14 protein-coding genes are annotated in these 13560 nt (G+C 43.2%); 6 read left to right on the top strand and 8 right to left on the bottom strand.

Features of this window, described 5'->3' with window-relative positions; translation table 11 throughout:
- Positions 1 to 28: 28 nt before the first annotated feature.
- Both gyrA and NBH07_RS02580 read left to right on the top strand, forming a co-directional pair.
- Positions 29 to 2641, top strand: a complete 2613-nt coding sequence (gene gyrA / locus NBH07_RS02585) for a DNA gyrase subunit A (RefSeq protein WP_005856960.1) — start codon at positions 29 to 31, stop codon at positions 2639 to 2641.
- A 42-nt stretch (positions 2642 to 2683) separates the two neighbouring features.
- Positions 2684 to 3901: a tetratricopeptide repeat protein gene (locus NBH07_RS02580; RefSeq protein WP_009017452.1), complete on the top strand. Its 1218-nt coding sequence runs from the start codon at positions 2684 to 2686 to the stop codon at positions 3899 to 3901.
- 299 nt (positions 3902 to 4200) lie between these two features.
- Here NBH07_RS02580 and NBH07_RS02575 read toward each other — a convergent pair whose 3' ends face one another.
- Genes NBH07_RS02575 through NBH07_RS02550 form a run of 6 tightly spaced genes read right to left on the bottom strand, consistent with a single transcriptional unit; the run spans position 4201 to position 7972 of the window.
- Positions 4201 to 4734 (bottom strand): ATP-binding protein, encoded by a 534-nt coding sequence (locus NBH07_RS02575; protein ID WP_005862300.1) that lies wholly within the window; start codon positions 4732 to 4734, stop codon positions 4201 to 4203.
- Positions 4727 to 5473, bottom strand: a complete 747-nt coding sequence (locus NBH07_RS02570; RefSeq protein WP_008779888.1) for a PHP domain-containing protein — start codon at positions 5471 to 5473, stop codon at positions 4727 to 4729. Before NBH07_RS02570 ends, NBH07_RS02575 begins: the two co-directional genes overlap by 8 nt.
- Entirely contained in the window at positions 5470 to 5814 is a 345-nt protein-coding gene (locus tag NBH07_RS02565) for a DRTGG domain-containing protein (RefSeq protein ID WP_005856952.1), read from the bottom strand. The genes NBH07_RS02570 and NBH07_RS02565 overlap by 4 nt, the downstream gene beginning before the upstream one ends.
- Complete coding sequence (locus NBH07_RS02560; protein ID WP_009017459.1) at positions 5801 to 7180, bottom strand: [Fe-Fe] hydrogenase large subunit C-terminal domain-containing protein; 1380 nt, start codon at positions 7178 to 7180, stop codon at positions 5801 to 5803. The genes NBH07_RS02565 and NBH07_RS02560 overlap by 14 nt, the downstream gene beginning before the upstream one ends.
- Positions 7181 to 7183: 3 nt before the next feature.
- On the bottom strand, positions 7184 to 7609 hold the full coding sequence (locus NBH07_RS02555) for an ATP-binding protein (RefSeq protein ID WP_005856948.1): 426 nt from the start codon (positions 7607 to 7609) through the stop codon (positions 7184 to 7186).
- 18 nt (positions 7610 to 7627) lie between these two features.
- Positions 7628 to 7972: a hypothetical protein gene (locus NBH07_RS02550; protein ID WP_005856945.1), complete on the bottom strand. Its 345-nt coding sequence runs from the start codon at positions 7970 to 7972 to the stop codon at positions 7628 to 7630.
- A 112-nt stretch (positions 7973 to 8084) separates the two neighbouring features.
- Between NBH07_RS02550 and NBH07_RS02545 the strand changes: the two genes are divergently transcribed.
- On the top strand, positions 8085 to 9458 hold the full coding sequence (locus tag NBH07_RS02545) for an aminopeptidase P family protein (RefSeq protein WP_005856943.1): 1374 nt from the start codon (positions 8085 to 8087) through the stop codon (positions 9456 to 9458).
- A gap of 98 nt (positions 9459 to 9556) precedes the next feature.
- On the opposite strand, the gene NBH07_RS02540 is transcribed toward NBH07_RS02545, so the two are convergent.
- Together NBH07_RS02540 and NBH07_RS02535 are read right to left on the bottom strand one after the other, a co-directional pair.
- Complete coding sequence (locus NBH07_RS02540) at positions 9557 to 10237, bottom strand: hypothetical protein (RefSeq protein WP_009017460.1); 681 nt, start codon at positions 10235 to 10237, stop codon at positions 9557 to 9559.
- A gap of 242 nt (positions 10238 to 10479) precedes the next feature.
- Positions 10480 to 10980: a thioredoxin family protein gene (locus tag NBH07_RS02535; RefSeq protein WP_005856939.1), complete on the bottom strand. Its 501-nt coding sequence runs from the start codon at positions 10978 to 10980 to the stop codon at positions 10480 to 10482.
- A 657-nt stretch (positions 10981 to 11637) separates the two neighbouring features.
- On the opposite strand from NBH07_RS02535, the gene NBH07_RS02530 reads away from it, so the two are divergent.
- The 3 genes from NBH07_RS02530 to NBH07_RS02520 are packed head-to-tail and all read left to right on the top strand — an operon-like array spanning position 11638 to position 13560.
- The gene (locus tag NBH07_RS02530; protein WP_009017461.1) at positions 11638 to 12465 is read left to right on the top strand and encodes an ABC transporter ATP-binding protein; all 828 of its coding nucleotides are present in this window, start codon (positions 11638 to 11640) and stop codon (positions 12463 to 12465) included.
- 13 nt (positions 12466 to 12478) lie between these two features.
- Positions 12479 to 13195 carry a hypothetical protein gene (locus tag NBH07_RS02525; protein ID WP_009017462.1) on the top strand — a complete coding sequence of 239 codons (717 nt, stop codon included), beginning with the start codon at positions 12479 to 12481 and terminating at the stop codon, positions 13193 to 13195.
- Positions 13192 to 13560: a GntR family transcriptional regulator gene (locus NBH07_RS02520; protein WP_005856933.1), complete on the top strand. Its 369-nt coding sequence runs from the start codon at positions 13192 to 13194 to the stop codon at positions 13558 to 13560. Before NBH07_RS02525 ends, NBH07_RS02520 begins: the two co-directional genes overlap by 4 nt.

Genomic DNA, 13560 nt, shown 5'->3' with positions numbered 1-13560 from the left:
ATATTGAGTGTAATTAATATAAAACTAAATGGTTGATCAAGACAGAATTATTAAGATTAACATCGAAGAGGAAATGAAATCGGCATACATTGATTATTCAATGTCTGTCATTGTTTCACGTGCTCTTCCTGATGTTAGGGATGGCTTTAAGCCGGTTCACCGCCGTATTTTATTTGGAATGAATGAACTGGGTAACACATCCGACAAACCTTATAAAAAATCTGCGAGAATAGTTGGTGAAGTTTTAGGTAAATATCATCCACATGGCGACTCGTCTGTATATTTCGCCATGGTTCGTATGGCCCAGACATGGTCTATGCGTTATCCGTTAGTAGACGGACAAGGTAACTTCGGTTCAGTGGACGGTGATAGTCCTGCCGCTATGCGTTATACAGAGGCACGACTGAGTAAACTCGCCGAAGAAATGCTCCGGGATATCGATAAGGACACGGTAGATTTCCAGCTTAACTTCGATGATACGTTGAAGGAGCCGACCGTATTACCGACTCGTGTTCCTAACTTACTTGTAAATGGTGGATCGGGTATCGCCGTTGGTATGGCTACGAATATGCCAACTCATAACTTGAGCGAGGTATTAGATGGTTGTATCGCTTATATCGATGCCAAGGGAGATATCGAGGTAGAGGGCTTAATGCAATATATCAAGGCTCCGGACTTCCCTACAGGCGCTACAATTTATGGCTACGCAGGCGTGAAAGACGCTTTCGAGACGGGTAGGGGACGTATCATCCTTCGCGGTAAAGCCGAGATTGAGGTGGAGAATAATCATGAGAAGATTATTATTACCGAGATTCCTTATTTGGTAAATAAGGCTGAGTTGATCAAGTATATCGCTGACCTGGTAAACGAGAAGCGTATCGATGGCATTTCCAATGTCAATGACGAGTCCGACCGTAGCGGTATGCGTATCGTAGTTGACGTGAAACGTGACGCGAACTCGAGTGTCGTACTAAATAAATTGTATAAGCTTACGGCTCTGCAATCCTCATTCAGCGTTAATAATATCGCTTTGGTGAACGGCCGTCCGAGGTTGCTTAACTTAAAAGACTTAATCAAGGCGTTTGTTGAGCACCGTCATGAGGTCGTTATCCGGCGTACAAAATATGAATTGAGGAAAGCGGAAGAGAGAGCCCATATATTGGAAGGCTTGATCATCGCTTCCGATAATATAGACGAGGTAATCGCAATTATCAAGTCTTCCAAGAGCCCGCAAGAGGCTATCGAGCGTTTGATCGAACGTTTCTCTTTATCTGAGCTTCAAGCACGTGCGATTGTCGAGATGAGACTTCGTCAGTTGACAGGTCTGGAACAAGATAAATTGCGTGCGGAATATGAGGAGATCGAGAAGTTGATCGCTTATTTGAATGAGATTCTGGAGAATGAGGACCTTTGCATGAAGGTTATCAAAGATGAATTATTAGAAATCAAGGATAAATTTGGCGACGAACGTAAGACGGATATCGTTTACGCCTCTGAGGAATTAAATCCGGAGGATTTCTACGCGGATGATGAGATGATCATTACCGTATCTCATATGGGATATATCAAACGTACCCCGTTAAGCGAGTTCCGTGCCCAAGGCCGTGGTGGTGTAGGAGCGAAGGGTTCCGAGACTAGAGACGAGGATTTCGTTGAGTATATCTATCCGGCATCCATGCACGCGACCTTATTATTCTTCACGGCAAAAGGTAAATGTTATTGGTTGAAGGTATTCGAGATTCCGGAAGGAGCTAAGAACGCTAAAGGGCGTGCGATCCAGAATCTTCTGAATATCGAGCCGGATGATAAGGTACAAGCCTTTATACGTGTTAAGAAATTAACCACCGATACGGAATTCATTAATTCTCATTACCTATTATTCTGTACGAAAAAAGGTGTGATCAAAAAGACCTTGTTGGAGGCCTATTCCCGTCCTCGTCAAAACGGTGTGAACGCTATTACATTGCGTGAAGACGATGGCTTGATCCAAGTATGTATGACGAATGGTAACAACGAGGTGATCATAGCGAACCGTAACGGCCGGGCGATCCGTTTCCATGAAAGCGCGGTACGTGTAATGGGCCGTACGGCTTCCGGAGTGAAAGGTATGACTTTGGACGAGGATAATACCGATGAAGTCGTTGGTATGATCTGTATCAAGGACAAGGAAAAAGAGACCGTACTCGTCGTATCAGAGCAGGGATATGGAAAACGTTCCTCTATCGAGGATTATCGTATAACGAATCGTGGCGGTAAAGGCGTAAAAACCATTAATATCACGGAGAAGACCGGTAAATTAGTTGCCATCAAGAATGTTACGGACGAGAACGATTTAATGATTATCAATAAGTCGGGTATCGCTATCCGTATGAAAGTGGCCGATTTAAACGTAATAGGACGTGCTACTCAAGGTGTTCGTTTGATTAATCTAGAAAAGCGCAACGACGAAATCGCTTCTGTATGTAAAGTATTGTCTGAGAGTGAAGAGGAGATAGCCGAGCAAAAAGCGGAACAAGAAGCCAGACAAGAGAATGAGGGAAGAGAGTTCAGTGAGAATCAAGCTAGTCTAGGTACTGATGTTGATCTACCGGAATCAGAGGAGGATAACGAACAAAATGATAACGAAGAAATAACTGAATAATTTTAAACAAATAGAAATATTAATCTCAAAATTACTATCACAATGAAACGAGTATTATTAACAGTGGCACTATGTGTCGCAGCATCGGTCTCTTTTGCACAGAAAAAAGCTGTAAATGAGGCTCAAAGTATAGCTAAGGGTTCGACTCCTGATTTCTCGGAAGCTAGAACTCTTATTAAAGGAGCTTTGGAAAATCCAGAAACAAAGGATGACGCTAAAACTTGGTATGTTGCCGGTTTTATCGAGGATCAACAGTTCAGCAACGAAAGAACTAAACAAGTCTTGGGCCAACAACCGGACGAGCCTGTTATGTACGAGGCATTGGGTAGTATTTTGCCATACTTTGAGAAAGCATATGAGTTAGATCAACTTCCTAATGAAAAAGGAAAAGTTAAACCTAAGTTCACGAAAGATATCAAAGGTATCCTAGGAGCAAACCACGTATATTACATCAATGGTGGTGCTTACTATTTCGATCAGAAAGATTATAACAAAGCTTACGATTTCTTCGAGCAATACCTGAAAATATCTGATATGCCGATGTTTAAAGGTGAGGCTGTCGCTGAAAGAGATTCAAACTTCATGACAGTTCAGTTCTATGCCGCTGTAGCAGCGACCCAACTTGGCGATTCTCAAAAAGCTATCGCAGCGTTAGAGCGTGCTAAAAATACGGATTATAGAGCAAGCGAGGTATATCAATACTTATGCTATGAGTATGAGCAAGCTAAAGATACCGTGAATTTAGAGAAGACTTTGGAAGAAGGTTTGAATAAATTCCCTGAGGAACAGTATTTCTTAATGAGCCTTATAAACAATTACATCTATTCTAATAGAAATGAGAAAGCTATTGAATATTTGAACACAGCTATCGCTAAGGATTCCAACAATCCACAGCTTTACGATGTAATGGGCCGTGTTTATGAGACTGGTTTGAAAGATTACGCTAAAGCTGAAGAGTATTTCAAGAAAGCATTGGCGATCAATCCTGACTATATCGAATCTCTCTCTAACTTAGGTCGTGTATATTACAACCAAGGTGTAAACAAGCAAGGTGAGGCTAATATGATCAACGACGCAAAACAATATCAAGAGGAATTAGGCAAAGCTAAGGAATTCTTTAAGCTAGCTCTTCCTTACTTTGAGAAAGCTCACCAAATGAAACCAGAAGAAAGAGAATATATGACCGCTTTAAGAGGTATTTACTACAACTTGAATATGGGTGATAAATTCGATGCTATTGAAGCAGAGATGAATAAGTAATTTCTTCTTTCAGAATAAATGGAACCGTCTAGTAATATAAGGTTACTAGGCGGTTTTTTATTTGTGTATCATGTATCGCGGAGTAGTCATTTTTTGATCGTTCATAATACTATTAAACATAATGGGAATTATAAAATTAATAGCAAGATAAGGATAAATTAGTGCATTCAAGCAAAGCTTGTAGCTGCTTTGAGTAAAGACACAGATCTTTTCACGGCTGTGAAACGTTTGTTTCATGGATGTGAAAAGATCGTATCACAGCTGTGAAAAGATCAGATCACCTATATGAAAAGATTAATTCAGCTTGACGCGACTATTTGATTCGCTATTAACTCCTTCAAATAAAGCATGACTTTCGGATGACTTAATGGCATGTCCTCTAGGATTTCTTTAAGCTCTCGCGTACTGATATCAAATGAAACCAGATCTGAATGATATGAGAAATGAATGTTTATGTCTGGATTACTGCCTATAAGCATAGCCATTGTACCCGCCAAATCTCCCCAAGGCGGACAATCAATATGAGATGAGACAAAACAAGCAACAACTACCGTACCTTTTCCCTGTATGGAAGATATTTCCACATTCCCGCCTGTTTGCTCCGCATTTTGTATCAAGAAAGGTAAGCCTAGACCCACTTTTCGTGTCGTGCGAGTCGTATAAAACGGATTACGGATCAGAGAGACTGTTTCCGGATCCATACCACAGCCATTATCCGCGATACGAATACATATGGATGTGTCCTTTATCTGTATATCTATCTCTATATCAGAAGCTTTTGCTCTGATACTATTAGCGGTTATATCCGTGATATGAAACGAGAGATTATCCATGAGAGGCGAAAATTAAGTGATTGTCTTTTTGATCAAAAGCCTTTCGTAAGCCATCGAAGGTTAATTCCTCCGTTTGCCAAATGGAGGGCTGAGTACCTATTTGTTCGGGGTAATGAGCATCCGAGGCTGAGTATTGAGTCTGCTCTTTCAAATACCCGTGAATAGACAATAACTTACTGTATCTTTGCTGATTATTATATTCAATAGCATCTAAAGATAAGCAGGGGTCTATAAAACCTAATTGACTGATCAAGCTGAATGACGGACGTTCTACATGGGCGGCTACAAATAGAGCATCCACCTTACGTGCTTGAGCGGCTATTTGGTTTACGCTTTGATCCAAGGCGGAGAGCAAAAGATAGGGTACTTCTCCTAGAATCTCATTCTCCGCATTTACCCAAACTTGATCGCCAAAACGTTCCGGATCATTTGGAATTGGAGGGAGATGCTCTTCTAAATATCGTTGGAATCGCTTACGGGATTCATCGGTCGGGAAATAAACCAGACAATGCGCTTCCTCACGGGTCGTAACTTCTACGCCCGCAAAGACCCTTAGTCCGAATCTCTCGCCAAGGGATTGAATCTCCGGGCATTGTAAGGTCGTATTATGGTCCGTAATGGCAATAGCATCCAAACCTTTCGCTAAGGAACGACGCACGATCTCCGATGGACTCATTTCCAGACTGCCGCATGGCGACAGGCAAGTATGGATATGTAAATCAGCTAAATACTGTTTCATCCATTCTCATTCTGTAATAAGCGGTAAATCATACCGGAAGCCTCGAACGCGGAGCGTGTAGTTCCTAAAAGAGGGACAGCCTCTTCCCTACCTTTTTGTAAGGTCTCATCATCTGGAGAGGTTCCGTTCACGATCAATACCGCGGAGGCGTCTTTTAAAGTAGCCACGGCCAGTATATTCTGATGCGTTTGCATGGTAATCCATAGCATACCCTCCTCGATATGTCCCATGACATCACTTAGTAAATCGCTCGTATAGCCCCCGGTTATCTCTGTATCAAGGCCCTCTTCTCCACAAAATACAGTAAGATTCAACATCTTCACTAAATCACAAACCTTCATATTTAGCTCCTTTCTTATAACAATCCTTATTTAAACGATCTTTCCCCCATGTCTTCTCAACGATACGGAAGGCATGCTCTTGATCTAGTTTACCGTGCTTCTCCATATTACGTTGCATAAATACGCAATCACTGAATTGAGCCTCGTGGCGTACGATATCCTCGGCCAAGCTTTGACAGTTCGGGCTGCCGCAAGCGCCACAATCGATTCCCGGTAGGTAGCACATCAATTTCCGCACTTGCTCCATTTTCTTCAGCATCTCATCGATCGTTCCATCGTACAACCGTTTGGGATTCGGTTGCACCGGACGGATCGTAATATGCTGCCTCAAATAGGATAAAGCCTCGAAATTATCGGCGGCGTATATCATCGGTACTTTATCCCGGTTCATGGATCGCTTCATGATACGCTCGGCCGTGAGGAAACGGTTCGCTACGGCTAATACACCTCCGGCACAGCTACGGTCGCAAGCCCTCAGTTCCAGAAAGTCTACGTTACGTACCTCGCTGGTCGTTTCCATTCGTTCCAAGAAATCGATCACATTATGGATCTCATCGATCGCGAGGCAACGACCGGAGAAATGTTTGGCCTCCCCTCCTGTCTGGCTCCATCGCATCTCTTTTTTCGTTAATGGCGGAGGAAGCTCACATTCCGGCTCATATCCTCTCGGGCGATTCTTAAGAATATGGTATACCTTATTATATAGGGTATCCATATTTATCACGCCTTTGATCGTAGATGAATAACCTTCCGCTCCCTTCAACGCCGCGATTTTCGCCGCGCAAGGCGTAACATAAAAGATACCGATCTCTTCCGAGGGAATACCTTGCCCTTCCAATATCTTATGATAGTAAGTGGCCGAGGCGTTTACCGGCGCTTTCACCAATAAAATATTCTCCACCAGCGCAGGGAAACGGACTTGTATCAACCGGACAATGGCGGGGCAAAAAGAACTGATCACCGGTTTTTCCTCGGCGTTTTCCATCTGCCGTACCATTTCCTTATGGATCATATCGGCGGTAAACTCTACTTGGAAAACATGGGTAAAGCCCAGTTCCATAACGGCGCTGATAATTTCCTTCTCGGTCGTGTACTTTGAGAACTGCCCGATAAATACCGTGGGCATCAACGCTACCCTGCATTTATAATCAAATATACGCTGGAAGTCATCCTGCTCCACATAGATAGCCTCTGTCGGGCACGATTTCAAGCACTCGCCGCAATCCACGCACCAATCCTTATGGATCAAAGCCTTACCATCCCGGATACGGATCGCTCCCGTAGGGCACTCTTTCATGCAATGCGTACAGCCTATACAGCGGTCATTGTCAATCTTCAAGGCATGATAAAAATTAGCTTCCTCCATGGTCTACGCTCCTTCTTTATTAAACCATGTGACCATACGTACCGTGGTACCTACGTCTACTTGGCTCTCGATCGTTAATTCATCTACGTTCTTCTTCATATTTGGAAGTCCCATTCCGGCACCAAATCCCATCTCACGCACGGCCTCGGATGCCGTCGAATACCCTTCACGCATAGCTAGCGATATATCCGGGATTCCGGGCCCTTCATCCTTCAGTTCCAAAGATATTTTATCAGCGTCCAATTCAGCGACAACCGTTCCTCTCCAAGCGTGAGCCACGATATTCACCTCCGCCTCATAAAGCGCCACGACCACCCGCTTAATGATCCGGGGATCGATAGCCAATTGCTTCAAGACCTTCTTTATCTGGCTAGACGCATAACCCGCCTTCGAGAAATTACCGCCCTCCAACTCAAACTTAAATAGCATATCTCACGACCTCCTTTCTTAATATATAGGAAGGAGCCCCGCGCTATAAAGCTCTCCGACCGTATGATACATAGAATGATCTGTCTCCAGAAGAACCATATTGTTCTCACGAGCCAGCTCCAGCATATCCGGGGTTACTTTCTTCCCCCGCACGAAAAGTATATAAGAAACTTCCGCCATCTCCGCGGTACGGATCGTTTGCAAATTACAAAGTCCTGTCACCAACAGCACATCGCCACAATCCAGCGTAAGCACGTCACTCATCAGATCGCTGGCAAAAGCGCACTGCACATCGTTCTCCCGTTTCTCTGAGCCACAGACGATGGAGGCATCGGTAAGCTCTTGAATTCTTTGAATCTTCATAAGGTACCAGAGGTTACATTTTACATGGGCTAATGTAAGAAATAATTTCGAATGTCGGCCTAGTATATTACATTAATTACTATCTTTGGTACACTAACAAAAAATAATCCTTATGTTCAGTAAAGAAACTTATATGGCCCGCCGGGCTAAGCTGAAACAAACCATAGGTTCCGGTTTGTTGCTATTCCTTGGAAACGACGAGAGTGGGATGAACTACGCCGATAATACGTATCACTTCCGTCAAGACTCTACCTTCTTGTATTTCTTCGGATTGCCATACGCCGGGTTATCCGCTATCATCGATATCGATAACGATAAGGAGATCATCTTTGGCGATGAGTTGACTATAGACGCGATTGTATGGATGGGTACGCAGCCCACCCTAAAAGAGAAGAGCGAGGCCGCAGGTATCAAGGAAGTCCGTCCTTTCAAGGAGATCGAGACTTACTTGAAGAATGCCCAGCAAAAAGGCCAGCCAATCCATTATCTGCCGACGTATCGTGCGGAACACCAGATCAAGTTATTCCAATGGTTGGGTATCGTACCCGGCGCGGAGAAACCTTCCGTACCTTTCATCATGGGTGTCGTAAACCAACGGAATTATAAGAGCGAGGAAGAAATCGCCGAGATCGAGAAAGCCTGTATCGTAACCGCCGATATGCACCTGACTGCCATGCGTACCGTACGTCCGGGAATCCGGGAGTCGGATGTAGCGGCTGCCGTTGCGGAAGTAGCTTTCGCCAACAATTACCAGCTCTCCTTCCCTATCATCGCCACGATCAATGGGCAGACCTTGCACAACCATGATCATAGTCATATGATTAAGAGCGGTGATATGCTATTATTGGACGCCGGTGCCGAGACTGAAATGGGATATGCCGGAGATATGTCGTCCACCATCCCGGCCGACTCAAAATTCACGACCCGTCAAAAAGACATCTATGATATTCAAGTAGCCGCCCATGAAGCTGCCGTAGCAGCTTTACGCCCGGGTATTCCTTTCGTGGATGTATATGAGTTGTCTTGTAAAGTGATCATGGAGGGTTTAAAGGACCTTGGTTTCGTGAAAGGAGATCCGATGGAGGCCGTAAAAGCCGGTGCTCACGCCATGTTTATGCCTTGTGGCTTAGGCCATATGATGGGATTGGATGTACATGATATGGAGAATCTGGGAGAGGTATACGTTGGTTATGACGGACAGCCGAAGAGTACGGAATTCGGACGTAAGTCATTGCGCTTGGGACGTAAGCTGGAACCGGGTTTTGTCTTGACCATCGAGCCGGGTGTATACTTCATCCCTGAATTAATGGATTTATGGAGAGGCCAGAACAAGTTCACCGAATTCATCAATTACGAGAAGTTGTTTACATATAAGGATTTCAGTGGCATACGTAACGAGGAAGACTATCTGATTACCGAGAACGGCGCTCGTCTATTAGGAAAGAAGATCCCTTTGCGTACGGAAGAAGTGGAAGCCATTCGATAAATCCTATACATTATTATATATAAGCTTATGCAAAAGGGAGAGCCTTAAAACAGCTCTCCCTTTTTGGGCTAAACGAGAAAGACAATGTATGAAACGATTTAAAAGCGGTATCCGATACTTAGAAAGAACGAATGCATAAAACGAATCCGAGGCATACTAAGCCTTTTCCCCTCTACAACGAAGTTTCGCCCTCCACTATATAAATCAAAATTCGAGAATATATACCCCAAAGAGAATATATACTGCTGGTCTATATCGAGGCTCAACATACTTTTAATATGATAAAATAACGATTTACCTCCCTTGTTCTTTATATGATCGAATTTTTGAGGTATCCATACCCCGGGAGTGTTTGGAACATAGCTTATATTAAACTCTTGATTGACAGGCAAAGGAATGGTTAATCCGGGTGAAACGACCAAAGAGAGTCCCGTATCCTTGTCTTTCCCGAATTTAAAAGCGGGAGTTACTAACTGGATGGCCGGACGTAACGCAAAGAAATGACAGCCCGGATTACTCTCATCTGAATCCCAGAACCACTGATTATCTCTTGAAAACCCCGTATAACTATCTTTCTCAATCGTATTACAGAAAAGCAACCCCATAGTAATTCCCACATAAGGAATCGGTAGATAAGTAACAGATGGCTCTACCTCCCATGCTGAATTATTATTCAAGGCACCGGAGAGTTCTACTTTCCACATATGGGATTTTTCTTCCTCTTGCGCCTGTCCCCCAAAGGTAAAGATCAAACAAATAAAGAAAAGTATAGATCTCATTATTTATAGGATGTTAGTTGTTCATTTACAGTAAAGACAGAGGACCTTCTCAATCACCCTATCCATTAGGGTTAATAAATCAAAAAGAGTTAATAATAAACACGGACTTAAAAAGAAAGCGTACATTTCCTTCTCAGACTATACATGATATTTCATCTTCTCGAAACGAAAACTCGTGAATCGATAAAAAAAAGGCTGTCCCATCTTGAAGTGGAACAGCCCTCTTTGCTAAATAATACTGATTAAATTGCTTTCAGAATCTCGGTCAGTTTTTCCGGGGTGACGTTGGCGGCGATTATCACTCCTTCGTCGTTAATCAAGAAGTTCTTGAAACCTTTTCTTAAATCATACTTCTTGTACAACTCTGACTCTTTACCCAGTCCTTCGTGAAATTGCGTTGACAGATCCAACTTGTCAATCTTTACCGTCTCGGTAAAAATAGATTCTTTCTCATCCATAGAGATCGAACACATCGCGATTTTGTCCGGACCAAACTTGTTAACCTCATTCGCCAATTGCACGTTACGAGCCCGCGATTCCGCATCGTAAGCCGCCCAAAAGTTGAGCAATGTATAACGTCCTAATTGGTTGTGGAAACTGGCTTTAGCGTCGTTTCCCAAAAACTCTATTCTCGGAGCTAGATCACCGGGGTTCACACCCTCGGTAAGTTTCGCCTTTTTCGAACCGGCAGACATTCCTAATAACGCTACCGATGCGATGAGAACATAAGCTCTTACCTTCATATTTTCAATTTTACGTTAAACTTAATCGGGGGAATCTCCCGGGGGATAAACTCCCGACTCCTGATTTTCAGGATCGTAAACAAGCATGTTTCTTTCGCTAAAGAGACACTTACTTGTCTTTAACGGGTGCAAATATAAAGCCAAATACTTCTTTCTACCAAATTATATAGCGATTTTCTGCAAATTAGCAAGCTTTTTTATATGTTTTAGCGCACACATTAATAAAAAATTAACTGTTTTGCAACATAAATTTAGAAGTAGAGTACCTTTTTTTCCCCGAGAGAACCGCAAAATCATCAAGAATCATTAGCTTCCCGCTCCCCTACCTTTAGACCGATAACAGGGAATCCTTAGCGATTTCATCTTTAAGTATAGATTATCCAACGGCTGTTGCATAATCATCTAACAGCTGGTGCATGATCTTCCAACAGCTGTTAGATGATCATGCACCAATTGAAAAATTAGTAATGCTTCAAGAACAAACCGCTAATCCTTCTTGGAAAAGAGGCTAATAGCATTAAGAGATTCCCTTTAATCACCTTGTACTGCCATCTTGAAAAATAAAAGGAAAAAAATACCCTTCCCTCTTGTTTATTCAAAAACTTCCACTACATTTGCAGTGTACTATTAAACTAATACACTAAAGCAGCAAAACATATGATTACATTAAAAGAACTCTCATTCAGCTATAGCCGCAAAAAAGAGGTACTTGATCGTATCAATCTTGAGGTTGGATCGGGACACATCTGTGGCTTATTGGGAAAGAACGGTGAAGGAAAGACTACGCTTCTAAACCTTCTAAGCGGACAGATCTTTCCGGATCAAGGTTCTTGCCTCGTATTGGAGGAAATTCCTTCCGAGAGAAACGCTCGTTTCTTGCAGCAGATCTTCTTATTGCCGGAGGAAATCTCCATGCCGGAGGTCACCGCCATAGAATATATAAAGATGTACGCGCCTTTTTATCCGACATTTAGAGACGATATCTGCAAGGCTTGCGTAGAATCGTTTGAGATCAATCTATCCGATCGCCTGTCGAAAATGTCTCAAGGGCAACGGAAAAAGGTGGCGATAACCTTGGCGCTGGCCGCTCATACGCCCCTGCTTCTAATGGATGAGCCTACAAATGGGCTGGACATTCCCTCGAAAGCGACATTCCGCAGACTGGTAGCCTCTTTGATAGATGACAATCAGACGGTTATTATCTCCACGCATCAGGTAAGGGATCTGGAAAGCTTGATCGACACGGTATTGATCTTAGACCAAAGGCAAATCCTATTGAATAAGACATTGAACGAGATCGGCGAGAAACTTTATTTCGGACCACTCCTGCCGGAAGAGAAAGCTCTTTATTCCGAGCCTACCCCGCAAGGGACAATAGGCGTCACCGCAAGGGATGGCAAGGAAGAGACGGCCGTATCCTTAGAGTTGCTCTTTAACGCGGCGATAACTTATCCCAAAGAGATCCAAAGAATCATGAACTCCTAAAATGCACATAGTTATGAAAACAGATTTCAGTATACAACGCATCAATCTTTTACTTCGCAAAGATTGGATAGAGAATAAGAAGAAATTAGCTTATGGGGTGTTGGTCATCCTCGGAGTCCTCTTCTTTTTCCTGTTATCCTCCATTTTATGGGCTACGAGATTCCGTACCTTTACATTATATGTATTGGGATCATTAGGAACTTTTATCGCTTTCTGTAGCTACGTAAACTTAATGATACACCGCCCTAGAGGATTGTTCTTAACGCTTCCCGCGAGCAACCAAGAGAAATTTGCCGCTATCTTGATCGAAGGCATCGTGGTATTCTTAACATACCAAGTCACGTTCTGGACTGGGACGGGAATAGCCTCAATGCTCATTCATATACAGCCTGTAGCATTCAAGGACATTATCATGACCTTGCAAGATTTCACCATGCTGGCGTTTGTCGGTTCCTTGATGTTCCTCTCTTATGTCACGTTCCGGAAGTATGCTTTAGGAATCGCTTGTGGTGGATATATATTGATAATCGCTTCTATCATAGGGATTGTCTATCTATACATAAACATCTTGAATATCCAGCCGGGTATGAATAGGTTTTGTTATGAGTCTTCCCCGCTTTATACCGCCATGTATTGGCTAAGCTTTGCCTTTACACCCACATTTCTCATCGCTACCCTCGTGGTCTTATACGTCGCTTATCTAAAACTTAAAGAAAAGGAACTAAGATGAACTACAATACGAATCAATCCATATTTATCCAGATAGCCGAGCGGATTTGCGACCGGGTATTGAGTGGTAATTACAAAGCCGATAGCCGTATCCCGTCCGTACGGGAACTGGCGGTAGAGATGGAGGTAAATCCAAATACGGTCATGCGTTCCTTCGAGCGCCTGCAAGCCAACGATATTATTTACAACAAGCGTGGGATCGGCTACTTCGTCGCTTCCGACGCCGAGCAAAAAATCCGTGAGATGCGCCATAACCAGTTCGTGGAAGAGGTACTTCCCGCCGTCTTCAAGGAGATGCACCTGCTAGATGTAGGTATCGACGAGCTTACGAAAGCCTATACATTATATATATCTACCATTAAATAA

It is taken from the genome of Parabacteroides sp. B2-S-102 (assembly GCF_023656665.1).
Classification (GTDB): Bacteria; Bacteroidota; Bacteroidia; order Bacteroidales; family Tannerellaceae; genus Parabacteroides; species Parabacteroides distasonis.
This window is presented reverse-complemented; position numbering and strand designations above follow the sequence as displayed.

What these genes read in the sequence shown, in the direction of transcription:
- NBH07_RS02550 (WP_005856945.1), bottom strand. Translation starts at nt 7,972, where the DNA reads ATGAAGATTCAAAGAATTCAAGAGCTTACCGATGCCTCCATCGTCTGT.
- NBH07_RS02570 (WP_008779888.1), bottom strand. Translation starts at nt 5,473, where the DNA reads ATGAAACAGTATTTAGCTGATTTACATATCCATACTTGCCTGTCGCCA.
- NBH07_RS02520 (WP_005856933.1), top strand. Translation starts at nt 13,192, where the DNA reads ATGAACTACAATACGAATCAATCCATATTTATCCAGATAGCCGAGCGG.
- NBH07_RS02530 (WP_009017461.1), top strand. Translation starts at nt 11,638, where the DNA reads ATGATTACATTAAAAGAACTCTCATTCAGCTATAGCCGCAAAAAAGAG.
- gyrA (WP_005856960.1), top strand. Translation starts at nt 29, where the DNA reads ATGGTTGATCAAGACAGAATTATTAAGATTAACATCGAAGAGGAAATG.
- NBH07_RS02560 (WP_009017459.1), bottom strand. Translation starts at nt 7,180, where the DNA reads ATGGAGGAAGCTAATTTTTATCATGCCTTGAAGATTGACAATGACCGC.
- NBH07_RS02525 (WP_009017462.1), top strand. Translation starts at nt 12,479, where the DNA reads ATGAAAACAGATTTCAGTATACAACGCATCAATCTTTTACTTCGCAAA.
- NBH07_RS02540 (WP_009017460.1), bottom strand. Translation starts at nt 10,237, where the DNA reads ATGAGATCTATACTTTTCTTTATTTGTTTGATCTTTACCTTTGGGGGA.
- NBH07_RS02575 (WP_005862300.1), bottom strand. Translation starts at nt 4,734, where the DNA reads ATGGATAATCTCTCGTTTCATATCACGGATATAACCGCTAATAGTATC.
- NBH07_RS02535 (WP_005856939.1), bottom strand. Translation starts at nt 10,980, where the DNA reads ATGAAGGTAAGAGCTTATGTTCTCATCGCATCGGTAGCGTTATTAGGA.
- NBH07_RS02545 (WP_005856943.1), top strand. Translation starts at nt 8,085, where the DNA reads ATGTTCAGTAAAGAAACTTATATGGCCCGCCGGGCTAAGCTGAAACAA.
- NBH07_RS02555 (WP_005856948.1), bottom strand. Translation starts at nt 7,609, where the DNA reads ATGCTATTTAAGTTTGAGTTGGAGGGCGGTAATTTCTCGAAGGCGGGT.
- NBH07_RS02565 (WP_005856952.1), bottom strand. Translation starts at nt 5,814, where the DNA reads ATGAAGGTTTGTGATTTAGTGAAGATGTTGAATCTTACTGTATTTTGT.
- NBH07_RS02580 (WP_009017452.1), top strand. Translation starts at nt 2,684, where the DNA reads ATGAAACGAGTATTATTAACAGTGGCACTATGTGTCGCAGCATCGGTC.